Here is a 24,361-nt window from a genome sequence, read left to right as displayed (position 1 = left end):
CGGTGTTACGGATTGGCGGCGGGTCGGCAATGCCGTACCCTGCGGGCAGGCTTCGCACTCTGAAGGGGGCGGCGGCTTTTTGCGCGCTTATTCCCGCCTTTCGTTATTCCCGCCCCTTTGTTCGTCATTCCCGCGAAGGCGGGAATCTAGAATCTCGGGGTTTCGGTCATTTCCGACAGATTCCTGCCGCGTCGGGGGTCTGGATTCCCGCTTTCGCGGGAATGACGGCAGCGTTATCGGATGCGGGCTAATAATCTTTCAATCTCTCTTCGTGTTTCTTCATCGATTTCAGGTATTCCGGGGACTATCGGGGAGCTGGCGGCGTTTCCCGAGGCGGCTTTGCCGATTGCCATCCAGTCGCAACTGCCTTCGTACCAGTTGGTGATAATGGCGGCGGCGTGGTTTTTTGCGCGGATAAACAGCCAGTTGTATTGCCTTTCGCCGTTGGCGCGTCCCGAATGGCGTTCGGATACGAAGCATTTGACGTTGCCGTCGGCAAAGGCGACGGGGAAGACGACTTCGTTTTCTATGGGGCCGCCGCTTCGTGCAAACCTGTAACTGCCGGTCTGTATCATTGTGCCGTCGGGGAATCTGACAATATCCACGCCGCCGATGGTTTGGCGTGTGAATTGCGCGGCAACGGCGGTGCTGATTTTTTCGTCCAGCCCTTGGATTTGGGCGGCGGTGTGGGTGTGGTCGCGGTCGGCTTTGTCTTGCAAACCTTGCGCCAGCGTGCCCGCGTCCAATGCGCCGGCATTAACGGTTTCGCCGTGGGACTTTATCCAGAACACGGCTTCGCCCAAGGTGTCGGCGGCTTTGATGCACAGTTTTAAAACCAGTGCTTTGGGGCGGTTTTCTGCGCCGCCCGTTGCCATTTTGCTGTCCGGGCGCGGGGTTAAAAAGCCGTTGTCGCTTAAATCGCCGTCCGTCCACGTCGATACGATCGCGCTTCTCTGCCTTTCGTTGCGGTCTTCGTAACCGACGGCGGCCGCGTCCGGGTGGTTTGTCCAGTGTGAAAATACTTTGTGGACGTGCCGTTTGATTTCGTCTTCCTGCTTCGTTCCGACTGCCAAGCCGTTGCCGGCGTTGCGGATAAAGCGGTCTTCCGCCTGCGGGACGTTTCGGATGCTGCCGTATTTGGCAACCAACAAACGGTACAACTCGGGATAAGCGGTTTCGGTTACGCGCTCTCGGATGTCGTCAAACGAGAGCCAGCCGGTCGGGATTCGGTCGGACGGAAACCAGGCGGTGATGCCGATGTCGGTACGGCTCAAATCGGGCAGGCGGTTGCTGTTGCCCAAGGCGCGGTAAAGGTCGGGGAAGGTGTTTTGCGCAAAGGTCGTGCCGTCTGCCCGCAAATAGCCTGCGGGGTTTCGGACGGCTTTGGGAAAGGATACGATCGCGCCTACGGGGATGCCGTCCGAATTGAGTTTTTTCCACGCGCTCCAGTCGTCGTTTGCGCTGCTGACCTGGTGGCGTTCGTACACGTCGCCGGTGTAAGCTACATAGCCCAATTGACGGCACCAGCCGGGTTGCGTGCCGGCGATGACTTGGATATGGCAGGCGGTGTTTTCAACGGGCAGGTTCGAGCTGCCGACCGCCGTCGGCAGGGAATAGACGCCGTCTGTTTTGAGGGTGTTCAAATCGCCCCGGAATGTTTCGACTTTGAAATTGCCGATGCCGTAGCCGGCGAGCGTGTCCGGCTTGCCTTCGATGTCTTCGGCAAAACGCGGTTTGTTGGCGGCGTGGAAGATGTTGTGGTTGTTGTAGGAAATGCGGTTGTTTGCGCCGTGCAGGCGCAGGGTGTCGTCGCCGAAGACGATGTGGGCGTTGTCGTTATCCGCGCCGATGTAGGCTTTGTAGCCGGCGTTCCAGTGCGTCGGGTTGGCGGACAGGTGGATGCCGCTTTTGAATTGGGTTTGGGCGGTAAAGGTTTTTTGGCCGTTGACGGTTTGGTCGCCGGTGAGGGAGACTTTGAGGTTGGCGGTCGCGGCGGCTGCCAAGGCTTTGTCGTAGGCGGTTTTGACGGCTTTGGGGGTGGCGGCGGTGTCTTCGGCTTCGCTTATGGTATTGTCGAGCTGAACGATGCCCGCGCGCGTCGTGGTGGCGGTGTCGATGGCGTGGGTGTGGCTGTTTTCTTGGACGGCGTTTTGGCTTGTCGCGGTGATTTGCCCGGGCGGGGCCAGTGCGATGGTGCGGGAAGCGGTCAGGTTGCCGCCGCCTGTCAGTCCGTCGCCTGCGTTGACGGCGGTGCTTGCGGCGGCTTTGGTGTCGGATGCCGTCTGAAGGGCTTCGGTTTGGTTTTTGAGCCAAAGGGTGCGGTTGGCGAGGGCTTGGAGCGGCTGGTTGACGGGCGCGCCGGGGCCGCCGACGACGCTGTCGCCGGGTTCGATGAGGCGGACGGCTTGGTCGAATTGGTTTTGTTCGGTTGCGTTTGCCATTTTTGGGGCTTCCTTTTGTTTGTTGGTTTTCGGGGGGCGTTATGCCGCGCCGAAACTGTATTCGCCGTCAAAGCGGATTTCGCCGTTCCAGCGGTGGGGATGGTTGCGGTAGTCGAGCGCGGTAAGTTCGCACCGCAAGGGGGCGATTTCCGCCAACAGGGCGCGGATGCGGGCGGCTTGGCGGATGCTGACGGGGCGCGTCAAGACTATGCGGTATTCCGCCCAGTCGCCTTCGCGCCCTCCGAAACGGCGGCCGCCGTCGAACAGGGCTTCGCCGTCCCATTTGAACTCGTTGGCGCGTTCGATGATTTGGATTTCGCCCAGCCGCAAGATGCGGAAGAGTTGGCGGATGGCGTACGGCGTGCCTTTTCGGGCGTGGATTTCGGCAAAGCCTGCGATGAGGGCGCGGCGGGCTTCGTCGGTGTCGGCGAAGTCCCAGCCTTCTTCTTCGCCGATGCTTCTTGTGAAGGCGTGAAAGGGTAAAAATCCGGGGTCGCATCTTTGGGGGTCGAGTTGGCGGGAGACGGCGGCGGTATCGAGCGCGGCGGTTTCGCGTTCTGTCAGCTTTGCCAGTGCGTGTTGCAGGGGGCTGTTGTTGGACGGGATGGTGCTGTTCATTATTCGTGCTCGGTGATTTCGGTGATGCGGATATATTCGCCTTCGCCGCAAACGATGTCGGCGGCGGGGCTGTGCAGTGTGATTTTTTTCACGCCGGGGGTGTCTAACGCGCCGATGATTTTAGACAGGGCGACGGATGCGCCGATGCGGGCGTTTTGCCGCCATAGGTTTTCCAAGGCTTCGCGGGCGGCTTGCCGTTCGGCTTGGATATCGGCGGCGGGGTGGTATTCGGCGGCATACGCTACCGCCGCGTCTTTCGGCAGGGCGGCGGTTACTTGCACGTTGTCGCAAAGGGGGCGGCGGGTTTCGGCGGACAGGTATTCGCGCGCGGCGGTCAAAATGGTTTCGTCGGGCGTGCCGCTTTGGGTTTTGATGTATACCTCTACCGTGCCGGCGGCGCGGCGGACGGCGCGGGCGTGTGTGATTTGGGGGTGTGCGTCGATGGCGTGGGCTTCGTAGGCGGCGCGCGGCCCGGCGGCGGCGTATTTTTCGGGATGGGCTTGGACGCGGGCGCGGAGTGCGTCGTCGGTTTCGTATTCGGCGGCAACCGGCGGGTTCGTGTCGGGGTCGGCGGTGCGGATGGTTTTGCGGATCAGTCCGTATTGGGCGGCGATGTGGTCGAGGTCGCTGCCTTGTGCGTATGCCAAGAGGTTGGCTTTGACGGCTTCGTTGATGCGGTTGCGGACGAGCAGCTCTTGATAGGCTTGTTGTTGCAGGTCGATGGTTAGGGGTTCTGATTCTAATTCGAGGGTTTGGGCGACGGTTTCGCGGATGCTTTCGGGGCATAGGGCGACGAGGGCGGCTTTTTTGCGCGCGAAGATGCTTTCAAAGTCGGTTTCTTCGATGGCGGCGGGCGCGGGGAGTTGGCTTAATCGGTTGTTTTCCATTTTTTGTCCTGTTGTTTTTATTATTCGATGCGGTAGGTTCGTCCGTTGCCGTCGGCAAGGGTTACGTCTAGGCTTAATTTGATTTTGCCGGCGGCGATGGCGGCGGTGTCTGCCTGTATGCGGCGGACGGTTATGCGGGGTTCCCATCTTGCGAGGGCGGTAACGGCGGCCTGGTGGATGAGGGCGATGGCGGCGGGGCCGGCGGGCATATCGATTAAGTCGGGAATAAAACTGCCGTATTCTTCGCGCATGAGGCGCGTTCCTATCCTTGTGAAGAGGATGTTGCGGATGGATTGGGCGATGTGGGCGGGGGTGTCTTGCCCGCGTCCGTTTTCTGCGTCGGTCATTGGGGTTTTCCTGTCGTGCCGCCGGAGTCGCCGGGGTGGGTGTGGTCGGACAGGCTGATGCCGTTGCTGACAACCGCCCCTGCGTTGGTCAGTGTGCCGTTGTGGTTGATGGGGCCGTTGATGTTCGTGCTGCCTTGTCCGCCCATGCCGTTTTGGTAGCTTAACAGCCCTTTGGCGATGGTGGTTTGGTTGACGGTCAGGTCGCCGGTTATGGTGGTTTGGGGGGTATCGATGGTCAGCCTTTCGATGGCCTTTAATTCCATTGCGCCGGTTTGGTGGTTGTAGCGGATGTGCGCGCCGTCGGGAAATCGGACGACGGTTTCGGCGGGGTCGGCGGACGGGGCGGGGTATCGGTCGGAGGCTTGGCCGCATAAAACTACGCCGTTCTCGGGTTCGCCGGCGGGGGATAAGATGGTGCAGGCTTCGCCGACACTGGGGATGCGCCATACTGACACGCCGCCTGCAAAGGGGACGATATAGGGCAGCCAGTCGGTGGTTAGGCCGCCGTGTTGTGCGCGGACGCGGTTGGACGCGGGGTCGGTGTCGGCGATGGTGGCGGGTTTGATGAGGTTGTCTATTTGGCGGTCGGTCATTTCTGCCTCGTCTTGATGTGGGAAGCCGCCCCGTAATGGCGGAACGGGGCGGCTTTTGCCGTTTCCGGCGGGCTTCCAACAGAGCGAGGTTATTTTGGGGCGGCGGCGGGTCGGGGGCAAGCGGTGTGGGGCTTGGTTGTGGTTTTTAGGTTTTTGGGGGTAAAAAATGCCGCACCCTACGGGCAGGCTTCGCACTCTGAAGGTTTCAGACGGCGTTTGTTTTTTCTATCCAATCGAGGAACTGTCGCCATTTTTCCAGCGGCATATCGGCCCGACGGGTTTCGGTATCGGGTTCGGCTTCCCAGCGGCCTACCTGTATGTAGTGCTTCACCCCGACGATTTGCGCCAACTCGGCCTGTGTCAGTTTGCAGCGGTTGCGCAGGGTGCGGAGGTTGTAAGGCGTGTAGCCGAGTTCCATGTCGTTGCGGTTTATTTTGTTTCGCATATTTTTTTGACTGCCCTGCGGCAGGTTTCGGTAAGGACGGCGGCAAATCGGGCTTCGTCTGCCGGTTTGCCGTCGAAAAAAATAAAATCGTAAAGGGTGATGCCGTTTTCGGAATGGCGGTAATGCCCGCCCGGGCATTCGCCGTCTGTCTGCCTGTGGATTTTGGCAATCAGGCGGGGATAGCGGCAATGGGTAATGAAACGGCTCGCGCCGTCTTGCCCGATAATCCATTCCGGGTAGCGGTTGAATAGTGCGGCTCTGTTCATTTTGTTGAGGGATAAAGCCCCTTGCGGGGCTTGTGGTCAGGCAAATTTGAATATCAGTGCCAACACGGCGGCGATGGCGGTAACCAGACCGGTTGCCGCCATCATGGGATACCAGCGGGACTCTTGGGCTATTTTTACGGATTCGGCGTTGATTTTGTGCGCGTCGGCAATGATTTTGGCGATTTCGGCATCTATTTTTCTTAACTCGGCGCGTTTCGTTTCTTGTTCGATTATGTTCATTGGATTTCCTTTCGTTTTTGGCGGTTGCCGCCGCTTGTCGGATGGCAGGATGTCTGCCATGTATGTATATTAATACCTTTTAGGTTTTATTGCAAGTGTTTTGGGCAGGATGCCGTCTGAATTTTTTTCAGGCGGTTTTTTGTTTTGCGGGGTTTTGGCGGCGGCTTCGTATGCTTGGCGGTGGCGGCGGCTGTACCATTCGGCGAGTTCGCGCCGCTCTTGGAGGCGGTAGCTGTCGGCGGTCAGGTAGTGGTGCAGGCTTGAGAAGCCGGCGCGTTGGAGGGCGGCGCGGCTGATGTGGCCGAGGGCGAGGTCTGTTGTGAGTGTGTCTTTTCCGGCGGTCAGGCTGATGTTGGTGAAGAGGTGGCGGAATCCGTGCATTGTGTGTTTGGATTTGCCGGGGGTGCTGCCGTCATAGCCCAGTCGTCGGATGGCGTTGTGGGCGAATTTGATGCTGATGTGGTCGGGATGCGGGGCGGGTTTGCGCCGTGGGCGGATGCCTGGGAAAAGGTGGATGTTGTCGCCGGTCTGTGTGTGCAGCTCTCGGAGTATTTCTACCGCCCAGTCCGACAGTGGGACGGTAAAGGGGTGTTTGGTCTTCATGTCGGCGGCGGGGATGTGCCATAACCGAGCGGTGAGGTCGATGTCTTGCCAGCGGGCGGAAAGCAGTGCGGACGGACGGGGGACGGTCAGGGCGGCAAGCAGCAGCAGGGGGCGGGCGTACGGGTGCAGGTCGTGGGCGGTTTGGAGGGCGTGGTAAAAGTCGGTCAGTTCGTCGGGGCGGATGTGGGGCTGGGGTTTGGGTTTGCTTGTGTTTAGCAGTGGGCGGGCGGTGGCTGCGGGGTTGCGCCGCTCGTCGGTTATGATGCCGCGCCGGACGGCATAGTCCCATATTTGGGCGAGGATTTGGACGGTGCGCCGGGCGCGGGCGGGGATGTTGCGGCGGTTGAGGTGTTCGATAAATTTTGATACGCCGGCGGTGGTGATGTCGTTGATGTCGGTGTTGTCTTTGTAGTAGTCAGTCAGGTAGGCGAGTGAACGGCGGTCGCCTTCCAGTGTGTTGTCGGCGCGTTGCCCTTGACGGCTGCCGTACCACGCGCGGGCGATTTCGGGCAGGCTGCGCCCGCTGCCGGGACGGGTGCGGCGGCGTTCGGCGACGGGGTCGATACCGGCGGCGGTCTGCGCCCGGGCGGCGCGGGCAAGTTCGCGGGCCTGCTTGAGGCTGACGGCGGGATATACGCCCAAGGCTAGGGTTTTCTCGCGCCCGCCGTGCCGGTAGCGCATCCGCCAGTATTTGCTGCCGTTGGGGTGCAGCAGCAGATATAAGCCGCCGCCGTCGGTCAGCTTGCTTTGTTTGCCGTCTGCCTTGGCTGCTTCTATTTGTTTTTGGGTCAGTTTGTTGTGTGCCGCCATTTTGTTTGCCTTTGGGTTTGGGTTTGGTCGGGGTGCTTCTGTGGTCGGGCTTGTGTTTTATACCCTGATTTGTACCCGCTTTTTTGTGTTGCTTGCGGTGTGGGACAGTATAGGCGTGGGGGTTGTCTTTGCAAAGGGGTTTTTGTATATCGCTGTTTTTTATTTTGTTTTGTGTGTGGGTGTGGGTAGGGGTTGGGGGCGTTCGTTTTTAGAAGCCGTTTTCCATAGTAACAGCTCCTGCTCCGTCGGCTCAATTACAAAATCCTCAAGCCCCGACACAATCTTAATTCCCGGAACTTGGCCGTCTGAAAAACGCTCTTTTTGATTCAGGATGGCGTCTTTGTCGATTTCCTTTTTAGTGCGGACAAACTCGGCAAAGGCGGATTTTTCCGAGAGCCACGCCAAGACGGCGGCCACGCCCGTTACCTTGACGGATGGCGGACGGATGCGCCATTTAATCAGGCCGGTAGTAAAGTCTACGGTTTTGGTTTTACCGTTTTCCGTCAGCTCGTCCTTATGTGCCTCGCAATATGCGGCCACACGTTCGGTCAGGCTCATGATTTCGGCACACATCGGCGCGGCTTGGGCGGCATATTCTTCTTCGATGGCCGCTTTTTTGTCTCCGGCTTCGGTTTCCAGGCGTTTGACTTCGCGCTGCAAGTCGCCGATTTGACGGATAAACGCAGTGACTTCCGCTTTGTCTTGTGCTGCTTCGATAGCGGGTTGTTTGATTCGGGTTTTAGCCATTTTCTTTTCCTTTCAGGTTGGGTTTAACATTTCGGCTTGCTCAAGCCTTGTTCGCGTTCGCGCTTGGCAAGTGCTTCAACTTTTGCGCGGTTTCTCAAAAACTTAAACATCACGCTTCCTCCCATAAAGTTATCGCCTGAGCCAAAGTTCCCGCCTCGGCAGTCTTCCACATCCCGTCTGGCGCACGCGCTGCAATCACAAAGCCTTCGCCGTCCTTATCTTCAAACTGCGCCTGATATTCCTCAATTTCACGCTCCCGGCTTTTTTGCGCCATTCGCGCCGTGGCACGCCTGCGGTGTTGTCCCCAAGCCTGCCAATCCGTATTACGTCGTCCGAAACTCATTTCACACATCCTTTCACAATCGCCTTATCGCCATATTTCGCACGGATTTCCTTAAGCGCACGTTCCAAAGCCTCTTTTTTCGCCGCAGGGCTCAATAAAATTGGCTTATCGCTCATAAACAATCCCCTTCATTTTTTTCTCGACGCTCATTGACTCGTATTGCTCTTCCCATACCTTGACCTCCAAATCCGCCTGTCTTTCCATCGCCTCAACCTTCGTCGGCTCTTTCGCAACCGGTTCGGGTTCTTTCGCGCAGGAATGCAACGCCATCCCCGCCACAAAACACCACACGCCCACCGTCAAACCAACCGGCACACACCGCCAAAAAGAGCGTGCCACAAACATCTTCCAATCAACTTTCTTCAAAACTTGCATTTTGCGTTTTCCTTTTAAAACAACAACTTATTAAAATCATAGGGTAAAAAAATATATAGCCCTGTCAGAGACTTACCGTTTCAGACGGCCTATCGGATAATCAGGGAGCTGTATTTCTTAACGATACCGGCCTGCATCTTGATACCGTTCTTGTTCGCCGTGCGTACCGCGCCGCGCATCAATTTGCTCATCCGGCGCGTATTGCCGTTGCTATGTTTAACCAGTTCCAAGAGCGTTTCTTCGTCCGCATCAGGCAAAGCTGCTCTCGCAATCTCAAAGAGTTCGTCATCCGGCAAAAATTCGCCCAAATTCAGCGCAACAGACACGCGGCTGTAAAGCTGTACCAGCTCGCCATGCTTACCGCGCAGGTTGGCCACCAGTCGGGGCATACCGCTCAACACCAAACCGCAGCCCGTTTCATCATGCAGTCGGCGGATAATCTCAAGGGCGCGCAGGGGCAGGTTTTCCGCTTCATCGACCACAATCAGACGGCCCGAATCGCGCAGACGGTCAGATACAGACTCAAACAAATCATTCAGGCTGCCCATCGCCGATACCTTCGCCGCAGTCGCCAACTTGCGCATCAAGACCAAAGCCGTAAAGCTCGGATTAGCCTCAATCAAGATGGCCGCAGGGTTTTTCTCGCAGTAGTTTTTGACCGCCTGAGTCTTGCCCAAACCCGCCTGACCGTAGATCACCACCGTTTCGCCGCCTTCGTGCGCATCGCGCATCACTTCCGCGATTCGGCGTGTCGTCTTAGTCGATACAAATCCCAACACCAGCTCTTCACGTTGCGCCTTACTGTCCTGCATCTCCAAAAACGCCTCGATTTTCGGCTCGATGGTTTCATAATTGCCGCCTTTATCGGCATAAGTGCCGTTCAGATACATACTGATGGATGCCGGCGAAGTACCGATACCGCGTGCCAGTTGGGTTTGGTTCATACCCGATTTAGCTTTAAATTCAGCCAGTTTTTGTTGCAATGCTTGATTAATTTGTTTCATTTTTAATATCCTTGAGTTTTAAACAACCTTTAAAGGCCGTCTGAAATGAAAGAGTTTCCCGATTTAGAAAAACGCCTGATCATGCTGGAAGTCGCCGTTCAAGACTTGGAAGACAGATCGCTTGCCGATTCTTTCGTACTTTCCTGGCTGCTCCAGCGGATTACCCGTCAAGAGCCGACTTCGATTGAGCAGGTTCGCAGTTTCCTTCAAGCGCAGGCAAAAACGTTTGAGCCTGATTCCGTTCAGCGGGAACACCTTGAATCTTTGCTTGAGCTCGTTGAATCCGCCCAAGGGCTCGCTTGAGTTTCAATTTTTCAACAAGCTCGGTCGAAAACGCTGCATTTTGCTGTTTGTCCATCATGTTTTCCTTTATCTATCCGCCTCAAATAGCACAAAATCGTCCGTGCCCGTTTTCGGCAATACCGCATACTCCGCCTCGATGACGTTTCCGCCCAAATGTCTCAGCTCGTCCCAAGCTGCCGCCTGTTCCAGTGCCGGATTGACTTCCGCATTTGCGAGCTTGATTGCATTTTCCGCCCGCTTGATTTTGCCTTTTCGGCGGTTTTCCGCCAGTTGGTCGATACGAGCCGTCGGGAAAGCCTCGCGGGTATTGCCGTTGGACTGCGCCTTAGTGATAAACTTGCCGTCCATATCAAACACATTGACCGCCGACGCATCGTCCAAATCGTAGCTGACCCGTACCTCGTCTTTGTGATACTCCGCCAGCCCGGTTGAGAAATAAGAGTTGTTGAACAAATCCAGCCAACCGCGCTGTACCTTTCGCACCTCCTGCGGCATAAACATCGTTGCCAGCTCTTGCGCCGACAACATATCCGGCGCGATACCGTCCTGTTCCAGCCTCATTTCCCGATAAGCCTTCGGCGTATAATGCCCGCCGTCTGGATGTCGGGGCAGCTCGCCGTGCGGGCGGTTGTTGTATTCGTCGATACACTTGGCCACATCCGCGATAAAACGCGACCAGCTTGGCAGTTTTTTCAAATATTTCTGTTGTTCCTCCGTCAAATCCTTGCCTTTTTCCAAAGCATTAAAAGCACTTTCCATCTTGCGGTACATCAGGTTCTTCGTGCTGCTGTCCATCCCCGCGCCTGCAAACGTCTCATACTGCCGCGCCATCTCAATCAGATTGTCTTTCCACCATCGTTCGATGATGCCGCGCCCTTGCGGGTTGCCCGCGATACCCGTTTCATGGCGGATACCCAATCGGGACGTAATACCCGTGATTTCATGGTCTATCGTCTTGCCGGTTTGGCCGCCGCCGTTATCCGAGTAGTAGATAATAGGCAAACCAAAGTGCTTGACCCCGATACGCAGAGCGTCCGAAACCGCCACACAACTTTCAGCCAACGACACCGAAAAACCCACCACAAACCGCGTACAACCATCAATAATCACCGTCACTTCAGGCTTAAACGGTCTGCCGTGTACAGGGTGCGCCACCTTTGCCTTAAAGCTGTGGCCGTCGCCGATCCAAACATCGTTCGGCTTCAAAGCCCCCCAATCACGTTTCACATAAGGCAGCAGCGATTTATAAGCCGCCCCCGTTTTCCTGCCGCGCTCCTGCATAATCAGCGGGAGTTTTTCCCAAACGCGCCGCACCATACTCAAGTTAGGCACATCGTTAACCGGCATATTTTCCGCTTCTGCCCACTGCACAAATCGGCGGTAGCTGTGTGCCAGTTTCGGAGCCGAAGGGATGTTGTGAAACTGCATAAACATCGGCAACCATCCGTAACTTTCAATCGGCTTGACCGCCTTCGTCGTCTTCGGAGCCAAAGCAACCAACCGCTCCGTCGCGTTTTCCGCTTTCAAATAAGCAGATATCCAGCCGTCTAAAGTACGTTCGCCAACCTTCGCCGACCGGCTGCGGTCATTGGCCTTTTCCAAATTCCCTAGCGTGACCGCGTCCAATTTACCTTCTGCCAGCAAGCCCAAAAACTGAGCCACCGCAGCCTTCGCAGAGCAACCGTATTGGTATTTAATCCCCAACACCGCCGCCACCACCGCACAGCGCGCATCCGCCACCGACCGTTGTTTCTCGTTCAACAGCTTAGCCGCTTCAGCCAGTGCTTGAGCCGACATCGCCGTCCCCGGTCTGACTTGGGGCAGGGTTTTCGGCATCTTCTCCGCCAGCTCGTCCGACTGCCGTTTCATGATGGCTGCTCGGATTTCGGCAGGGAGGGAAGCGATTAAGTATTTTTTCAGACGGCCTCCACGCGCTTTGCCAACTTCTTCGATGTACGGCCAGTTTTCTTTTAAGGCTCTTTTGTGTATGGCAGGTTGCGAGACTTTTAAAACTACCATCAACCCTTTGGTATCAATAGTTTCCATCTCATTTCAACCCCAGTTTTCGAGCAATTTCAAACCCCTTACCGTATTTAGCTTTATTCTGACCGCCGACAACTAAATAAACTTCTCGCGGTTTATAGCCGTTTTCACGCGCACAAGCTGCCAGCGTCTTACCGTCCTTTTCAAAATTTTCCTTTAATTTTTCAATAGTTATAGCCATAGATAGCCCTTTCTCTTTATGTTAAAATGCTGAACTAATACAGAACCAATCTCGGATTTGTTATATACATAATATGAACTTTAGTTCATATTTGCAAGGATTTATATATGAATAAAAGTTCAGAAGTAGCTAATAGATTGAAAGATTTGAGAATTAAATGGAATAAAACCCAGACTGAAATGGCAAAAGACTGTGGAGTATCCCCTAGAATGTGGATTAAATATGAACAGGGTCTAAGTTTTCCTGGTGGTGAAATATGGTTAGCCTTGGCAATAAATGGAGCAGATGTGAATTACCTGCTTACTGGATGGGAGGTTTCAGACGACCCTCAAGACGTAAGCTTAAAAGAAGATGAACTAAAATTGATTGTTGACTATCGTCAATCAACTAAGAAAAGTAAGGAAATAATTTTGACAATTGCTGAAATGGTAGACAAGAAGCCAAATAAAAAAGAACCGGCATCTGATAATGACATCGCTCTATTTATTGCTGACTTAGAGTAACGAAACCCTCCCTAATCAACAGAAAAAACTGGGGTCTTAATAACTGAACCTTAATTCTCAGTTATTAAGACCTTTTCCTTTTGAATTAATATTATATTTATATATTATTGATTTTTATATTACTTTTATATAATAACTAGATTTTCAGGTTATTTAGATGGTTATTAAGAAGATCTATATGCTCGGCCCCCCCGTTGGTGCGCAAATTCGTCTTTATTCCGCGATACAACGTTGAAGCGGCGGCAGGGCATGGACAAGCAGTGAATGATGAAAAACCATTATTCTGCATGGCTTTCCGGAGATACTGGATAGAAAACTACGTTACCCGGCAGACAGACAAGCTTTCTGTAATCGCCGTTAAAGGCGACAGCATGGAAGGCATCCTGAACCACGGCGACAACATCCTAATCAACCACGCCGAAACCGAGCCGCGCGACGGCCTGTACGTCCTACGCATAGGAAACGACCTGTTCGTCAAAAACATCCAACGCCTGCCCGGCCGGCTCTTGGTTAAATCCGCCAATCCTCTCTACGAACCTTTTGAAATCGACCTCACAGCCGAAAACACCGATACAGCCATCATCGGCCGGGTAGAATGGTTCGGCCGTACCGTAAACTGATTTTAAAACCCTCTTAAAATAGTTTTAAAAAATTCCCAATCCCGTCAACTTCAAACAAAAAACCGCGCATTCCGGCGCGGTTTTGTGAAAAAGCTGGCGTAACTTTCCCGGATACAAAAAAACGCTGAAATCCACGTCTTTCCGAGATTTCAGCGTTTTTTTACTCTATTTGTTCCTTGTGCAAAAACTAACAGTCCCCCACAGGGAGTTGCAAATAATGCAATAAACTGCCAAAGTTTTTTTTCTCAGAAAATGCCGAGATTTTTCTCAGTGCGTTTCATCCGCCGTGGCAATCTGCATCAAACCGCAAAACAGCACGTAATCCGCCCTGTCCTTGCCGCATGGATATTCGGCAATCGCCAGATTCCGCCCTTTTTCCGGACACGTGCCTTTTTGGTAGTTCAGATTTTCCGTATCCGCTTCCCAACCGGCTTCGCGCAGTTGGACATCAATCAACAGCAGGCGGGTTTATTTTTCATCCACATCCCGCATCTGGCGGCTGTGGGCAAAATGTTTGTCCAATTGGTCGCGGCGTACCTGTTGTTCTTTTTCGCTTTTCGCCGCCAATTCCGCGTGCAATTTTGCCAATTCCGCTTCTTGCGCTTTCAACAGGCGTTGCTCTTCTCCGTTGGAAACCGGCGGATTTTCTAGCGTATTTTGTGTCTGCAAATAGGCAGGATTAAAGGCTTCCGACACAAAATCTTCCTGCCCGTCGGCAAAATGCGGCAAAACCACAATGCAATCTGCCACGCCGCCATCAAACTTTCTACCTCCGCTTTACGGTCGTCGTTAAATACGTGCGTTGCCGCATTGCCGGATTTACGCAAGCCGTGGAAAAGATGCAGCATATCTTAATCAATGCCATAACGTGCAACTGTTTGAGCAGATCCGACTACGAACCGTTTTCCAACTTCGCCAGTCCATAGTTTGCCGCCACGGTTTTCGCCGTCAGCTCGGCAAACTGACGGGTTTTCATCAACAACGTATTGGAATCGTCGGCAAAATAGCGTTCCGCATTGCGCACAAGCGTAAACAGAATGGTGAAATCGGATTGGGAAAAGGTCAAGTTCGACCGCATCGGCAACTTCCTCGATACGGATTAGCGGTTATTCTTGGCTTTCTTTATTTTGATGGAAACGGATTTTTTACTTTTCCCCTTCTGCCCTTTCCCTCCTTTTTCCAATTTGCTGTTTGACGGGGTATTCTTCTTGGGTGGTTTGGTTTTTTTTCTTTTGGGTTCTGCATTGGGCATTTTGTTTTTTCCGGAATGCTTTCTGTCGGACGTGCCGCCCGCAATCAAGACAAAGTCAACTTTTCCGGTATCCAAATCGGCACGGGCCACTTTAATGGCAACCCTGTCGCCCATATTGAAACGGATGCCACTGCGTTCACCTTCGATTGCCATGATTTCGGGGCGGAAGTTGAAATAATCTTCGCCCAAATCGCTGATATGCACCAGACCGTCGATATGGATATCGTCCAAAGTGACAAATATTCCAAAATTTGCCACCCCGGAAATTTTGCCTTCAAATATTTCGCCGACCTTATCGCGCATATAATAGGTTTTCAGCCAGTTTTCCACGTCGCGGCTGGCGTCGTCGGCACGGCGCTCACAGAACGAGGTATGCACGCCTAAAGCCTGCCAGCTTTTGTTTGGCGTGTAGGTTTGCTGATTCAACACGGCTTTGATGGCGCGGTGTACGGTTAGGTCGGGATAACGGCGGATGGGCGAGGTGAAGTGGGCGTATGCTTCGTAGGCAAGACCAAAGTGTCCGTCGCAATGCGGTTCGTAAACCGCCTGCTGCATGGAGCGCAGCATCATAACTTGCAGCAATTCGGCATCAGGTCTGCCTTTGAACTGTTCGGCAAGCACGGCATAGTCTTTCGGCGACGGGTTGTCGCCGCCGCCAAGTTGAAGCCCCAACAGACCGAGCTGCTCGCGCAGGGTGGCGAGTTTTTCGGGCGTGGGACCCAAATGGTTGCGGAACAAAGCCGTATGTTTGTTTTTCAGCAAAAACTCTGCCGCGCAGACGTTCGCTGCCAACATACATTCTTCAATCAGCTTGTGGGCATCGTTGCGGACGACGGGGACGATTTTTTCGATTTTACCGTTGTCGTCGAAAAGCATTTGGGTTTCGACGCTTTCAAACTCCACCGCGCCGCGTTTGAAGCGTTTTTTCTGAAGGATTTTGAAGAGTTTGTAGAGGGTGTCGATTTGGGTTTTGAACGGATGCCCGATGCCGCCTGAAAGCCATTTCCAAACTTGGTTGTAGGTCAGGCGGGCATGAGAGCGCATCACGGCGGGGTAGAAGCGGTATTCTTTGATATTGCCCGCGTAAGTGATAACCATATCGCACACCACACACAAACGCTCGACATTAGGATTGAGCGAGCAGATACCGTTGGACAGGTTTTCCGGCAACATGGGAATCACGCGGCGCGGGAAGTAAACACTGGTGCTGCGTTCCTGAGCGTCCGTGTCGATAGCGTCATCGGGGCGGACATAATGGCTGACATCGGCAATCGCCACGACCAGACGGTAATTGCGTCCGATTTTTTCGGCAAACACCGCATCGTCAAAATCTCGAGCCGTTTCGCCGTCAATCGTTACCAAAGGCAGGTCGCGCAAATCGACGCGGCCTTTCAAATCGCTTTTGCGTACATGGTCGGGAATTTTTTTCGCGGCTTTGGCACACGCTTCACTGAATTGGTGCGGCAAATGATGCTTGCGCACGGCAATTTCAATCTCCATGCCGCTGTCGGCATAATCGCCCAAAACTTCGATGATTTTTGCCACTGCCGGCCGGTTTTGCTCAGGATAAACCTCAATTTCGCCGACGATGACCTGACCGGATTCAGGTTTGAAACGCGCCACGCCGTCCGGTTCCAATACGATGCTTTGGTTCAGACGCTTGTCTTCCGGCTCCAAAATCGCCACGCCCCTATCCATATAGAAACGGCCGACAACTTTGCTTTGCGCGCGTTCGACAATATCCAGAACCGTCCCTTCGCACCGCCCCCTGCGATCTATGCCGACAGGGCGGACGGTAACAATGTCGCCGTGCATGACACCACGCATCTGGCGTTCGTATAAAACGAAATCTCCTTCGCCCGTCGGCATGAGCGGTACGGCGAAGCCGAAACCGTCCTTATGCGCCTCGACGCGGCATTTGACCAAATCCAATTTGTCCGCCGCGCAAACCGCGCCCCGGCGGTTGATTAAAACCTGACCGTCCCGCACCATCGCTTTCAGACGGCGTTCAAAAAAGACATACTCGTCTTCCGTAATCGAAAGCTCGCGTGCAAGCGATTCAATTTTTGAAGGTACACCTTTGCGCTCCAACAATTCAATTATCCATTCCCGACTGGGCAAAGGATGTTCATAACGCTGTTTCTCCCGACCCAAAAACGGATCTTTTTCCCGTAAATTTAAATATTTAATATTTTTGTTTATTTTGACCGTTGACATTCTTTTTATGACCTATATAATAGCGACTTCTTTGCGGAAGGACACTGTACCGCAAAACAGTAAATAAAGCAAAGCCCAGGTGGCGGAATTGGTAGACGCGCTAGCTTCAGGTGCTAGTATCCTCACGGGTGTGGAAGTTCGAGTCTTCTCCTGGGCACCAATCATACTTTGCTTTATTTGGATATTTATATTGCCCAGGTGGCGGAATTGGTAGACGCGCCAGCTTCAGGTGCTGGTATCCTCACGGGTGTGGAAGTTCGAGTCTTCTCTTGGGCACCAAATAATAAATTATCCCGATTGGGATAATTTCCGCCATTAGAGAGGTGGATGAGTGGTTTAAGTCGCACGCCTGGAAAGCGTGTATACGTGAATAGCGTATCGAGGGTTCGAATCCCTTCCTCTCTGCCAGATACAAATCCCAAACTTTTACAGTTTGGGATTTTTTGTTACTTACGCATTGATTTTATTGCATAAAATCAGCTACAACCCATTACCTTACGTTACCATTGATTACTATCCGTTACCGTTTTTTTATGGTATGTTTTATGGTACGTTTTAACCACTTTCCCCCGTACCACAAAAATGCCAAAAATAATAACCCCACTAACTGCCGCCCAAGTAAAAAACGCCAAACCCAAAGACAGGCTGTACAAGCTGGCAGATGGCGGCGGGCTGGCGTTATGGGTTAAGCCTAATGGATCCAAAGTGTGGCGGTTTTCTTTCAACGGCGAAAACGGTAAACCGCAAACGCTGACATTGGGCGCATATCCCCTATTCAGCCTCGTGCAGGCGCGGGAATGGCGGGACGAACAGAAGCGGAAGCTCGCGTTGGGGCAAAATATCAAACGCGTAAAAGTACGGACGGCATACACCTTGGAGAAAATCGCCCGTGAATGGCACGAGAAATGGCGCAAGGATATGGCTGAAAAATATACAGTCCAAGTTATGCGCAATTTTGAGCGGTATATTTTCCCCGTTATTGGAAACCGCGATATAAGACAAATCAAGACGATAGATGTTGTCGAATGCTTGCGCATTATGGAGCGGCGGGGCATTGCCGACAGTTTGCGGAAAACTAAAAACAGCCTGAATCTGGTCTTTTCCTATGCCGTGGGCAGCGGGCTGATTGAGTACAACCCTGTTTTACAAATCGGAAAACAGGTGTTTGAAAAACCAAAAAACCGGCATATGGCAGCCCTACCCCCTTCAGAGCTTCCACTCCTGATAGATTTTTTAGAGCAGCGCAACGGGTTTGCCAATCCGACCAACCGCCTGAAAATCACGCCGACGACACGGCTTGCTATCTATTGGCTGCTGCTGACTATGACGCGCGTACAAGAAACCGCACTGGCACGATGGGACGAAATAGATGAGAAATCGGGTCAGTGGATTATACCGGCGGAACGGAAAAAAGAACGCAGAGAGCATATCGTCCCCCTATCCACTGCTATGAAACAGATATTGCAGCAGGCGCGGGAACTGAACGTGAACGGCGTATATCTGTTTGAAAGCTACAACTACCGAAGCCACATCAACAAGGAAGCTCCGCGTATGGCAATGCAGCGTGCAGGCTTGAAAACGACCGCCCACGGCTTGAGAAGCCTTGCCAGAACGTATTTGCGCGAAGAATTGAACATCGACAACGACGTTGCCGAGAAACTGCTTGCACACTCGCTTGGCACAAAAACGCAAACCGCCTACAACCGTTCCGAACTGCTGAAAGAGCGTGGAGAAGCATTAGAAAAATGGGGAAATGTCATTTTAACGATGATGGGCAATTCGCAACAAGAGTAACGCCGGATGTGTGAAATTTTTAAAAATCAAGGATTACCTATGGTTGATGAAAAACTGGCCGAATACCGCAAACGGGCGGCAGCCAAGCGGACGATAAAAAATGTCTCTTTTAACAACGAAGCCGAGAAAGATTTACTTGAGTTTGCAAATAAAGTTGATTTTTCCCAATGGGTTAAAGAACAAATACGAAAAGAGTTTAAAAATCGGCTCAAGTAACATAAATGCCGTCTGAACAGGGTTTCAGACGGCATTTTTCTTTGATTTTATTGGAGGAAAGGCTTGACTTTTTTCGTAACAACGAAATATAATACAACCATTCAGAAAGCACTTAGCCCCGAGAGGCGGCAACCAAATCGGGGCAAGTTAAGTCTGAATGGAAAGGAGCAGCAAAATGAATTGGAAACTGTTTATATTGCTGATAATTTTTCTGATTGCAAACTGTTCGGGGATGTAATTAGAAAATAGCTTTTAAACAAAGGGGTGGCAGATCACCGCGCCCCTTCCAATTCAAACCTGCTGCCATTTTAACGCAATCCGATAAAAAATCAAGGAGCATACCTATGGAAGAAGACAAAATAGCCGAATCAAAAAAGAGATACGAAAAGGAAAAGCGGGCGCATCGCGGCGTTTCATTTAACCGCGATACCGAACAAGAGTTATTGGATTTTGTAGATAAAGTTAACTTTTCCCAATGGGTTAAAGAGAAAATCCGCGAAGAGATGCAAAAATAGCCCGACCGCCGCCAAGCCGCAAACTTGGCGGTTTTTTGTTGCCGCTTTACACGAAGGCGGTTTTTTTGTATAGTTTGGTTCACGAGGTGTCGTAACCTCTTCTACAACGGCAATCACTCCGTCAATGTGATTTTTTCATGTCTAAAGTTTCCTTGTTTGGTTGTTTGTTTCGATAGCACAACCGAAGTTTACTTTTGACCGCGAGGGCTGCGAATACAATACCTGTTCAACAGGGAATAAGCACAGCCTGTTTGTAGAAGGCTTACGAACCTCGCGGTCGCCCGTTTGGGCTAATTCTCTTGACACATTTCCATAACTCTATATAATATTTCCCACGGTGCTTGAAAACACCTGACAAACAGCGTATATCCAACACGATAGAGTGGAATTTTTTACGTCTATACGTATCAAATCGATTTACTCCTATGTGGGGGTGCGCCTACCCGTAAGGCTGGCGGCACGTCTGTTTGCGTGTTTTCAACACCCCTGCGCCCGCGCTTGAAATCGCGGTTTTAAATCTCTCAAACAGGAGTAAATCATGTCTATCCAAACTTTCTCTTTCAACCAATTTTCTGTTTCTTTCCAAGAAAACGGCTATCTGAACGCCACTGCGATTGCCGAACAATATGACAAACGTGTCGGCAACTATCTCCGCAACGAACGCACACAGGAATATATTACTGCTTTGACCAAAAGGCTGTTTAATCCCGAAACGCGAAATCGCGCAACGGCAGAAAATCAGTTAGTTATCATCAAAAAAGGCGGGAACGACAAAAAATCACAAGGTACATGGCTGCATCCCAAACTTGCCGTAGATTTCGCCCGTTGGCTTAATCCGAAATTCGCGGTTTGGTGCGACGAGCAGATTGAAATTTTACTTAACGGCAAAATTTCAGACGGCATAAAAACAGTTACCCCCAAACCCACCCGCGCCCTTCCCAACGGTTTGACCGGCGAACAAATCGAAGCCGTCAAAAAACTGCACAACGCCCTGACCAAATCCGCACCCAAAGAAGCGCAGGCGCGTATCGCCATCACCCTTTGGTCTGCCGTCAAAAGCAAGTTCGGATGCAGCTACAAAGAAGTACCAGCCGAACAGTTCCCCGAAGTTTTAAGCGTGATGAGCCGCGTGGCGGTTGAAAACGGCGTGCTGTACGGCGAAGTCCTCGACCGCGAACCGTTACCCGCGCCGCAACCTGCCCTGCCCATCAGCGGCAACTCTTTAGCCGACATTGCCGCTATGCTTTATTACGGCACATGGATGATTGAATTGGGCAAAGACATCTCTGCGCCGCTGAAGCAGCTCGGCTGCAAACAGGCGGTAACGATGTGGACCGGTCTGGGCGGAAACGCGCAGCCGCCTCAAAGCCGCTGCAAACGCCCTCGAAGCCTTAAGCGCACACGCCGACGCGGAACACGCGGAAAAAATCCGCCCGATACTGCCCGAAATCCGCAACCTGTCGGCGGTTTGACGCTCGGGTAACAACAATGCCGTCTGAAATTCAGACGGCTTTTCAGGATTATCTGCATACAGAATCTTGAAAATAGTCAAGCAATGCCGTATATTCCGACGCAAGGATTTATTTTCAACATCAGCTTAAGGGGATGACAATGGGACATATTTATTCGGAAAGCCGTGATTTCCGCCTTTCAGACGGCTGGGACGGCAATGACTGACAACCTAATACAGATAGCAACGCCGATATTGACTGTTATCGGCGTTTTTGTTGCCGCTTACGGCATCATGAGGAATACGGAAAACGCCAAAAAGCGCGCCACCATCGACATGATTATGGCCGAACGTAACAATGCCGCCCTTCAAGAAGCCATAACCATAGTAAACGGGCTGGCAAAAACAGACGGATGCATACTCGCCACCTATACATCAGATACCCCGGACAAGAAGAAAGACCGTGAAGCCATACTGACAGTTTTAAACCAGCGCGAATTTGTCTGTGCGGGCGTATTGGGCGGAGCACTGCACGAGAAAATGTATAAAGATTTCGAATACTCCATGCTGTTACGTGACTGGGACAACCTAAGCAGCTTCATTTTTGAAATACGCCGTATCAGGAGTGCACCGACGGCCTTTCAAGAATTTGAAGCCGTAGCCCGGAAATGGAAGAAAAAGCCTCTGAAAACCAAATAGTTTAACAGCTTAACATCCGCCGAAACAATGCCGTCTGAAGTTCAGACGGCATTGCTGTTCGTCAGTTGTTGCAAAAAATGCAACCGCTGCCCCTTTGTGCAAACAAAACGGAAAAAATTTATCACGCCGAGCCCGATATATAAAAAATCGGGGGAAATTTTGACACTTCCCCCGATGCAACCGTCAACTTTCGGTTGACAATTCAATCCGCGCCCAACGCCCGTACCAACGCGCCGTGCCGCGCCTTGCAGTCCTTGTACATTCCGACCACCGTCAGCGACCACGGCAGCACGTCCGCGCCCGCGTTCCCCTCAAGGTGCGGCAGTTTCGGGCAGGGCTGCACCAAATCGGCGGGCGGCTTAATCATCGTCAATGGCGGCATTGAGTTCGCGCACGCCGTCAGCATCGAGACAGACATTGCGGTAAACAGGATTTTCAATGATTTTAAGCGTTTGCACATAGCGCACCCTTTCCTTTTCCTCACGCGCCGCCTTTTGCGCCTGATACGCGGCGGACGATTTGCGGGCGTGTTCGGCGTGTTCGAGCGCGGCGGCTTTCAAACGTTCCGAAACCTCCAGCACCGCCGCACCGTATCCGCGCCGGTATTGCGCCGCCCTGTCCTGCCGCCAAGAAACGGCGAAGAACGCGATTGCGGACAAAATAAGCAGCGGCTTCCAATTTTTCAGCAAAAACCCGAGCATTTATGCCTCACTTGCGCCCTGTTTTGCCGTTGCCGCAACGTCTGTCAGACGGTAGCGTTCTTCGGCGGGGAATGACGGCACGGCTTTTCCGTCAATCAGTTTTGACGGCCAATAATAGCCGTCAATGTCCGCAGGGTTGAACGGCACGATGGAAACCGTATTGCCCTGATTGCCGCCCAGTCCCAAGATTCTGCCTTTCGCATCCCTGCCCACGACAAAGAAAACGTGTCCGCCGCCCTGACGCGATTTGACGGCAAGGCAGCCGTATGCAGGTGCTTTGAGTTTCGTCAGCCCGGATGTTGCCCACGCTTTGGCGCGATACCAGTCTTTGATGACCGCGCGTCCCGCTTTGCCAAGACAGTGTCCGACAAACAGCCCGCACCACGGCGTTTCGTCTTCAAAATACCAAGACTTTGCCGCGCCGGGAAAGCTGCCCATTTCTTTGAGCCACTGCACAATCGTCGGATTGTGTTTCGCGCCGACGATTTCTTTCAAGCCGATGTGTTTTCTTGCCTCGGCTATCCACGGTAATTCCGTCATTTTTAATCCTTTCTGTAAAAGACGGGCTGTAAACTTTCGGTTTACACCTCAAGCCTTTCAAAGTATTACCAATCTTTCGCGTCCAGATGGCGCAGCCGCCATGTCTGCGCCATAAAGTAGGCTGCGATGCTTACGTTTAAAAGAACATCGGGCGGGGTGCGTATCTGCCCCGACAGGTTGGATGCGGCTTCGCCGATGGATGCGGCCAGCAGCATGGCGTGTATCCATAACTCGGGCTGCTTTATCTTCCATTGCTGCACGCTCAGGCGGCAACCGCAATGGGCGATAATCGCCAACGATGCAAGTATGTTGATACTGCTCATAAACATAGATTCATCCCCCCGTTTTCTTCTTGACCCACGACAGCGCGTAATCGCGCAGCAGCGGCATCAGCCACGGCCAGCAGCCGCCGATGGCGACGGGCAACAGCGGGCGCAGCAGTTCCTCGCCGCCGTCCGACAGACCGATGTGTTTCGCCGCCCAGCCCATCAACAGGGGGGTAAGCGCCCCCGCCAACAGCATAGACAGCATAATGGAAAAAAAGCCCGCGCGACGGGTGGATGCGGGGCGCAAACCCTGCACCACGGCACCCGTCAGGCCGCCCAATATCAGCGCGTCCAGCGGCAGGCCGAACAGCGTACCGGCGATGCCGATCACACCGATATTGACCAAGTAGCCGCCGGCGGCGGCAGATGTCTCAAACGGCATAGTTTCCTCCGTAAAAAATTACATTTTGCCCGCGCTCTTTGCCGACGCGACGGCGGCGAGGTCGTTGGGCGAAAACCGCCAGCCGTCGGGGATGCCCATTACCGCCGCGCAAAACTCGGAGCAGAACCATTTGTTTTCACTTTGGCGGATTTTCAAAACCGTGCCGATTGCGCCCGTCCAGTCGTATTTCTTGCCCTGTGCCGCCTGCCAAACGCGGTCGAGGTCGTCGGGCGTTGCGTCGTGCAGCGGTATCAAATCCCACTTTTCAGACGGCAAATCCATTTTTTTGACGCGCACGCCGCCGTCGCGGATGGAGGACGAATAGCAAAGGTAGCCGCCGTTTGCGCACGGGTCGGCGATTTCGCAATGGGAATAGATGCCGCGCGTGATTTTGCGCGTTATCCAGTCGCCGAATCGGGCTTTAATCGAGGCAATGCCCCAACCCTCACGGTTGCCCTTGTACAGGGCGAGGTACAGCGTTTTTTGCGTCATACTTCCTCCCGATAGTTTTCCGTCCAGCCGTCCGAATAGTCGTAATGTTCGGGGTCGTCCGACTGTTCCATTAAAACGCGGTGGCGTTCGGCGTTGGCGAAGTCCTGCTGTTCGTCGGCCAGCAGCTTGAGGCTTAATTCGTCCAAGAGGGCGCGCGTCAAATTGACGAATCCGCCGTCCATCGTCTTCCACATCAAATCGGGCGGCAGTTGGGGGAGCGTGCGCATAAAGGTGTATTGCTGCCGCGCTTCGTCGGTGTTGTGAAACCACTTATCAACCGATTCTACATATACGCCGCCCCGGAGGTTTTCGTGGCGTTTCTGTTTGATTTTTTCCCATACGGCGGCGACGGCGGCGGCTTTTTTGCGCGCGGCGGCATCTTTGCCGATTTTCCATTTTTTGCCGTCC

At 53.1% G+C, this 24,361-nt stretch carries 31 protein-coding genes, 3 tRNA genes and 3 pseudogenes; 11 read left to right on the top strand and 26 right to left on the bottom strand.

Translation table 11 applies throughout. The features are described from left to right. Nucleotides 1–233 precede the first annotated feature (233 nt). The 13 genes and pseudogenes from ACNAU7_RS08775 to ACNAU7_RS08715 form a co-directional block, all read right to left on the bottom strand. Nucleotides 234–2,441, bottom strand: coding sequence for a pyocin knob domain-containing protein (locus ACNAU7_RS08775; protein WP_416301983.1), 2,208 nt, complete (start codon nt 2,439–2,441; stop codon nt 234–236). 39 nt (nt 2,442–2,480) lie between these two features. Beyond that, the gene (locus tag ACNAU7_RS08770; protein ID WP_416301982.1) at nt 2,481–3,059 is read right to left on the bottom strand and encodes a phage tail protein; all 579 of its coding nucleotides are present in this window, start codon (nt 3,057–3,059) and stop codon (nt 2,481–2,483) included. After that, the gene (locus ACNAU7_RS08765) at nt 3,059–3,946 is read right to left on the bottom strand and encodes a baseplate J/gp47 family protein (protein ID WP_416301981.1); all 888 of its coding nucleotides are present in this window, start codon (nt 3,944–3,946) and stop codon (nt 3,059–3,061) included. The genes ACNAU7_RS08770 and ACNAU7_RS08765 overlap by 1 nt, the downstream gene beginning before the upstream one ends. Before the next feature lie 20 nt (nt 3,947–3,966). Further along, on the bottom strand, nt 3,967–4,293 hold the full coding sequence (locus ACNAU7_RS08760) for a GPW/gp25 family protein (RefSeq protein WP_416301980.1): 327 nt from the start codon (nt 4,291–4,293) through the stop codon (nt 3,967–3,969). After that, entirely contained in the window at nt 4,290–4,886 is a 597-nt protein-coding gene (locus ACNAU7_RS08755; RefSeq protein WP_416302013.1) for a phage baseplate assembly protein V, read from the bottom strand. The genes ACNAU7_RS08760 and ACNAU7_RS08755 overlap by 4 nt, the downstream gene beginning before the upstream one ends. A gap of 205 nt (nt 4,887–5,091) precedes the next feature. Next, nucleotides 5,092–5,304 (bottom strand): helix-turn-helix domain-containing protein, encoded by a 213-nt coding sequence (locus tag ACNAU7_RS08750; protein ID WP_002243493.1) that lies wholly within the window; start codon nt 5,302–5,304, stop codon nt 5,092–5,094. Between the two features lie 11 nt (nt 5,305–5,315). Next, a complete protein-coding gene (locus tag ACNAU7_RS08745) occupies nt 5,316–5,597 on the bottom strand; it encodes a hypothetical protein (protein ID WP_002234829.1) in 282 nt (93 codons plus the stop codon). A 36-nt stretch (nt 5,598–5,633) separates the two neighbouring features. Next, on the bottom strand, nt 5,634–5,837 hold the full coding sequence (locus tag ACNAU7_RS08740; RefSeq protein WP_021438033.1) for a hypothetical protein: 204 nt from the start codon (nt 5,835–5,837) through the stop codon (nt 5,634–5,636). Nucleotides 5,838–5,906: 69 nt separating this feature from the next. After that, a complete protein-coding gene (locus tag ACNAU7_RS08735) occupies nt 5,907–7,250 on the bottom strand; it encodes a tyrosine-type recombinase/integrase (protein ID WP_416301979.1) in 1,344 nt (447 codons plus the stop codon). A 231-nt stretch (nt 7,251–7,481) separates the two neighbouring features. Further along, nucleotides 7,482–7,997 (bottom strand): annotated as a pseudogene (locus ACNAU7_RS08730) (host-nuclease inhibitor Gam family protein); the annotation flags it as partial. A 109-nt stretch (nt 7,998–8,106) separates the two neighbouring features. Next, the gene (locus ACNAU7_RS08725) at nt 8,107–8,340 is read right to left on the bottom strand and encodes a hypothetical protein (protein ID WP_416302019.1); all 234 of its coding nucleotides are present in this window, start codon (nt 8,338–8,340) and stop codon (nt 8,107–8,109) included. Nucleotides 8,341–8,445: 105 nt separating this feature from the next. Continuing rightward, the gene (locus tag ACNAU7_RS08720) at nt 8,446–8,715 is read right to left on the bottom strand and encodes a hypothetical protein (RefSeq protein WP_416301978.1); all 270 of its coding nucleotides are present in this window, start codon (nt 8,713–8,715) and stop codon (nt 8,446–8,448) included. 89 nt (nt 8,716–8,804) lie between these two features. Further along, a complete protein-coding gene (locus tag ACNAU7_RS08715) occupies nt 8,805–9,719 on the bottom strand; it encodes an AAA family ATPase (protein WP_416301977.1) in 915 nt (304 codons plus the stop codon). A 45-nt stretch (nt 9,720–9,764) separates the two neighbouring features. Between ACNAU7_RS08715 and ACNAU7_RS08710 the strand changes: the two genes are divergently transcribed. Then, nucleotides 9,765–10,022 (top strand): GntR family transcriptional regulator, encoded by a 258-nt coding sequence (locus tag ACNAU7_RS08710; RefSeq protein ID WP_304672758.1) that lies wholly within the window; start codon nt 9,765–9,767, stop codon nt 10,020–10,022. A 66-nt stretch (nt 10,023–10,088) separates the two neighbouring features. Here ACNAU7_RS08710 and ACNAU7_RS08705 read toward each other — a convergent pair whose 3' ends face one another. Together ACNAU7_RS08705 and ACNAU7_RS08700 are read right to left on the bottom strand one after the other, a co-directional pair. Beyond that, on the bottom strand, nt 10,089–12,041 hold the full coding sequence (locus ACNAU7_RS08705) for a Mu transposase C-terminal domain-containing protein (RefSeq protein ID WP_416301976.1): 1,953 nt from the start codon (nt 12,039–12,041) through the stop codon (nt 10,089–10,091). A 28-nt stretch (nt 12,042–12,069) separates the two neighbouring features. Beyond that, nucleotides 12,070–12,246 carry a DNA-binding protein gene (locus ACNAU7_RS08700; protein ID WP_416301975.1) on the bottom strand — a complete coding sequence of 59 codons (177 nt, stop codon included), beginning with the start codon at nt 12,244–12,246 and terminating at the stop codon, nt 12,070–12,072. Between the two features lie 107 nt (nt 12,247–12,353). On the opposite strand from ACNAU7_RS08700, the gene ACNAU7_RS08695 reads away from it, so the two are divergent. Together ACNAU7_RS08695 and ACNAU7_RS08690 are read left to right on the top strand one after the other, a co-directional pair. Then, nucleotides 12,354–12,749, top strand: a complete 396-nt coding sequence (locus ACNAU7_RS08695; protein ID WP_070496323.1) for a helix-turn-helix domain-containing protein — start codon at nt 12,354–12,356, stop codon at nt 12,747–12,749. Nucleotides 12,750–12,952: 203 nt separating this feature from the next. Further along, nucleotides 12,953–13,369 (top strand): annotated as a pseudogene (locus ACNAU7_RS08690) (S24 family peptidase); the annotation flags it as partial. Nucleotides 13,370–13,636: 267 nt separating this feature from the next. On the opposite strand, the gene ACNAU7_RS08685 reads toward ACNAU7_RS08690, so the two are convergent. The 4 genes from ACNAU7_RS08685 to rnr form a co-directional block, all read right to left on the bottom strand. After that, complete coding sequence (locus tag ACNAU7_RS08685; RefSeq protein ID WP_416301974.1) at nt 13,637–13,825, bottom strand: hypothetical protein; 189 nt, start codon at nt 13,823–13,825, stop codon at nt 13,637–13,639. A gap of 12 nt (nt 13,826–13,837) precedes the next feature. Then, nucleotides 13,838–14,119, bottom strand: coding sequence for a hypothetical protein (locus ACNAU7_RS08680; RefSeq protein WP_416301973.1), 282 nt, complete (start codon nt 14,117–14,119; stop codon nt 13,838–13,840). Nucleotides 14,120–14,261: 142 nt separating this feature from the next. Next, nucleotides 14,262–14,447 carry a hypothetical protein gene (locus ACNAU7_RS08675; RefSeq protein WP_416301972.1) on the bottom strand — a complete coding sequence of 62 codons (186 nt, stop codon included), beginning with the start codon at nt 14,445–14,447 and terminating at the stop codon, nt 14,262–14,264. 21 nt (nt 14,448–14,468) lie between these two features. Further along, a complete protein-coding gene (rnr, locus tag ACNAU7_RS08670; protein ID WP_416302012.1) occupies nt 14,469–16,823 on the bottom strand; it encodes a ribonuclease R in 2,355 nt (784 codons plus the stop codon). A gap of 88 nt (nt 16,824–16,911) precedes the next feature. Here rnr and ACNAU7_RS08665 point away from each other — a divergent pair. From ACNAU7_RS08665 to ACNAU7_RS08630, 8 genes and pseudogenes are all read left to right on the top strand, one after another. Next, nucleotides 16,912–16,998: transfer RNA gene (locus ACNAU7_RS08665), tRNA-Leu, on the top strand. A 32-nt stretch (nt 16,999–17,030) separates the two neighbouring features. Further along, nucleotides 17,031–17,117 (top strand) — tRNA-Leu (locus ACNAU7_RS08660). A gap of 38 nt (nt 17,118–17,155) precedes the next feature. Further along, nucleotides 17,156–17,246: transfer RNA gene (locus tag ACNAU7_RS08655), tRNA-Ser, on the top strand. 174 nt (nt 17,247–17,420) lie between these two features. Further along, entirely contained in the window at nt 17,421–18,632 is a 1,212-nt protein-coding gene (locus ACNAU7_RS08650) for a tyrosine-type recombinase/integrase (RefSeq protein ID WP_416301971.1), read from the top strand. 39 nt (nt 18,633–18,671) lie between these two features. Further along, complete coding sequence (locus ACNAU7_RS08645; protein ID WP_167435370.1) at nt 18,672–18,848, top strand: hypothetical protein; 177 nt, start codon at nt 18,672–18,674, stop codon at nt 18,846–18,848. A 344-nt stretch (nt 18,849–19,192) separates the two neighbouring features. Beyond that, nucleotides 19,193–19,363: a hypothetical protein gene (locus ACNAU7_RS08640; RefSeq protein WP_021439734.1), complete on the top strand. Its 171-nt coding sequence runs from the start codon at nt 19,193–19,195 to the stop codon at nt 19,361–19,363. 538 nt (nt 19,364–19,901) lie between these two features. Then, a pseudogene (locus ACNAU7_RS08635) lies at nt 19,902–20,835 on the top strand (KilA-N domain-containing protein). Between the two features lie 197 nt (nt 20,836–21,032). Next, nucleotides 21,033–21,512 (top strand): DUF4760 domain-containing protein, encoded by a 480-nt coding sequence (locus ACNAU7_RS08630; RefSeq protein ID WP_002241413.1) that lies wholly within the window; start codon nt 21,033–21,035, stop codon nt 21,510–21,512. A 202-nt stretch (nt 21,513–21,714) separates the two neighbouring features. Here ACNAU7_RS08630 and ACNAU7_RS08625 read toward each other — a convergent pair whose 3' ends face one another. From ACNAU7_RS08625 to ACNAU7_RS08595, 7 genes are all read right to left on the bottom strand, one after another. After that, nucleotides 21,715–21,930: a hypothetical protein gene (locus ACNAU7_RS08625; protein WP_192882675.1), complete on the bottom strand. Its 216-nt coding sequence runs from the start codon at nt 21,928–21,930 to the stop codon at nt 21,715–21,717. Next, nucleotides 21,872–22,213 carry a hypothetical protein gene (locus ACNAU7_RS08620; RefSeq protein ID WP_416301970.1) on the bottom strand — a complete coding sequence of 114 codons (342 nt, stop codon included), beginning with the start codon at nt 22,211–22,213 and terminating at the stop codon, nt 21,872–21,874. Before ACNAU7_RS08620 ends, ACNAU7_RS08625 begins: the two co-directional genes overlap by 59 nt. Beyond that, nucleotides 22,214–22,753: a TIGR02594 family protein gene (locus ACNAU7_RS08615; RefSeq protein ID WP_416301969.1), complete on the bottom strand. Its 540-nt coding sequence runs from the start codon at nt 22,751–22,753 to the stop codon at nt 22,214–22,216. 65 nt (nt 22,754–22,818) lie between these two features. Then, nucleotides 22,819–23,076 (bottom strand): hypothetical protein, encoded by a 258-nt coding sequence (locus ACNAU7_RS08610; RefSeq protein WP_416301968.1) that lies wholly within the window; start codon nt 23,074–23,076, stop codon nt 22,819–22,821. Between the two features lie 10 nt (nt 23,077–23,086). Continuing rightward, a complete protein-coding gene (locus ACNAU7_RS08605; RefSeq protein ID WP_304668677.1) occupies nt 23,087–23,461 on the bottom strand; it encodes a hypothetical protein in 375 nt (124 codons plus the stop codon). Nucleotides 23,462–23,479: 18 nt separating this feature from the next. Next, nucleotides 23,480–23,953 (bottom strand): hypothetical protein, encoded by a 474-nt coding sequence (locus tag ACNAU7_RS08600; RefSeq protein ID WP_416301967.1) that lies wholly within the window; start codon nt 23,951–23,953, stop codon nt 23,480–23,482. Further along, nucleotides 23,950–24,361 (bottom strand): DUF4376 domain-containing protein (locus tag ACNAU7_RS08595; RefSeq protein WP_416301966.1); only part of this gene is annotated, 412 nt, incomplete at its 5' end. The genes ACNAU7_RS08600 and ACNAU7_RS08595, both read right to left, overlap by 4 nt.

Origin of the sequence: Neisseria sp. LACPHL-SPEC-2024-00856 (assembly GCF_047915665.1) — a bacterium.
Taxonomy (GTDB): Bacteria; Pseudomonadota; Gammaproteobacteria; order Burkholderiales; family Neisseriaceae; genus Neisseria; species Neisseria polysaccharea.
Note: the sequence above shows the minus strand (reverse complement) of the source record. Positions and strands in the feature narration are given on the sequence as shown.

Bases quoted from the DNA above. Each gene is read 5' to 3' on its own strand.
- ACNAU7_RS08775 (WP_416301983.1), bottom strand. From the start codon at position 2,441: ATGGCAAACGCAACCGAACAAAACCAATTCGACCAAGCCGTCCGCCTC.
- ACNAU7_RS08770 (WP_416301982.1), bottom strand. From the start codon at position 3,059: ATGAACAGCACCATCCCGTCCAACAACAGCCCCCTGCAACACGCACTG.
- ACNAU7_RS08765 (WP_416301981.1), bottom strand. From the start codon at position 3,946: ATGGAAAACAACCGATTAAGCCAACTCCCCGCGCCCGCCGCCATCGAA.
- ACNAU7_RS08760 (WP_416301980.1), bottom strand. From the start codon at position 4,293: ATGACCGACGCAGAAAACGGACGCGGGCAAGACACCCCCGCCCACATC.
- ACNAU7_RS08755 (WP_416302013.1), bottom strand. From the start codon at position 4,886: ATGACCGACCGCCAAATAGACAACCTCATCAAACCCGCCACCATCGCC.
- ACNAU7_RS08750 (WP_002243493.1), bottom strand. From the start codon at position 5,304: ATGGAACTCGGCTACACGCCTTACAACCTCCGCACCCTGCGCAACCGC.
- ACNAU7_RS08745 (WP_002234829.1), bottom strand. From the start codon at position 5,597: ATGAACAGAGCCGCACTATTCAACCGCTACCCGGAATGGATTATCGGG.
- ACNAU7_RS08740 (WP_021438033.1), bottom strand. From the start codon at position 5,837: ATGAACATAATCGAACAAGAAACGAAACGCGCCGAGTTAAGAAAAATA.
- ACNAU7_RS08735 (WP_416301979.1), bottom strand. From the start codon at position 7,250: ATGGCGGCACACAACAAACTGACCCAAAAACAAATAGAAGCAGCCAAG.
- ACNAU7_RS08725 (WP_416302019.1), bottom strand. From the start codon at position 8,340: ATGAGTTTCGGACGACGTAATACGGATTGGCAGGCTTGGGGACAACAC.
- ACNAU7_RS08720 (WP_416301978.1), bottom strand. From the start codon at position 8,715: ATGCAAGTTTTGAAGAAAGTTGATTGGAAGATGTTTGTGGCACGCTCT.
- ACNAU7_RS08715 (WP_416301977.1), bottom strand. From the start codon at position 9,719: ATGAAACAAATTAATCAAGCATTGCAACAAAAACTGGCTGAATTTAAA.
- ACNAU7_RS08710 (WP_304672758.1), top strand. From the start codon at position 9,765: ATGAAAGAGTTTCCCGATTTAGAAAAACGCCTGATCATGCTGGAAGTC.
- ACNAU7_RS08705 (WP_416301976.1), bottom strand. From the start codon at position 12,041: ATGGTAGTTTTAAAAGTCTCGCAACCTGCCATACACAAAAGAGCCTTA.
- ACNAU7_RS08700 (WP_416301975.1), bottom strand. From the start codon at position 12,246: ATGGCTATAACTATTGAAAAATTAAAGGAAAATTTTGAAAAGGACGGT.
- ACNAU7_RS08695 (WP_070496323.1), top strand. From the start codon at position 12,354: ATGAATAAAAGTTCAGAAGTAGCTAATAGATTGAAAGATTTGAGAATT.
- ACNAU7_RS08675 (WP_416301972.1), bottom strand. From the start codon at position 14,447: ATGCGGTCGAACTTGACCTTTTCCCAATCCGATTTCACCATTCTGTTT.
- ACNAU7_RS08650 (WP_416301971.1), top strand. From the start codon at position 17,421: ATGCCAAAAATAATAACCCCACTAACTGCCGCCCAAGTAAAAAACGCC.
- ACNAU7_RS08645 (WP_167435370.1), top strand. From the start codon at position 18,672: ATGGTTGATGAAAAACTGGCCGAATACCGCAAACGGGCGGCAGCCAAG.
- ACNAU7_RS08640 (WP_021439734.1), top strand. From the start codon at position 19,193: ATGGAAGAAGACAAAATAGCCGAATCAAAAAAGAGATACGAAAAGGAA.
- ACNAU7_RS08630 (WP_002241413.1), top strand. From the start codon at position 21,033: ATGACTGACAACCTAATACAGATAGCAACGCCGATATTGACTGTTATC.
- ACNAU7_RS08625 (WP_192882675.1), bottom strand. From the start codon at position 21,930: ATGTCTGTCTCGATGCTGACGGCGTGCGCGAACTCAATGCCGCCATTG.
- ACNAU7_RS08620 (WP_416301970.1), bottom strand. From the start codon at position 22,213: ATGCTCGGGTTTTTGCTGAAAAATTGGAAGCCGCTGCTTATTTTGTCC.
- ACNAU7_RS08615 (WP_416301969.1), bottom strand. From the start codon at position 22,753: ATGACGGAATTACCGTGGATAGCCGAGGCAAGAAAACACATCGGCTTG.
- ACNAU7_RS08610 (WP_416301968.1), bottom strand. From the start codon at position 23,076: ATGAGCAGTATCAACATACTTGCATCGTTGGCGATTATCGCCCATTGC.
- ACNAU7_RS08605 (WP_304668677.1), bottom strand. From the start codon at position 23,461: ATGCCGTTTGAGACATCTGCCGCCGCCGGCGGCTACTTGGTCAATATC.
- ACNAU7_RS08600 (WP_416301967.1), bottom strand. From the start codon at position 23,953: ATGACGCAAAAAACGCTGTACCTCGCCCTGTACAAGGGCAACCGTGAG.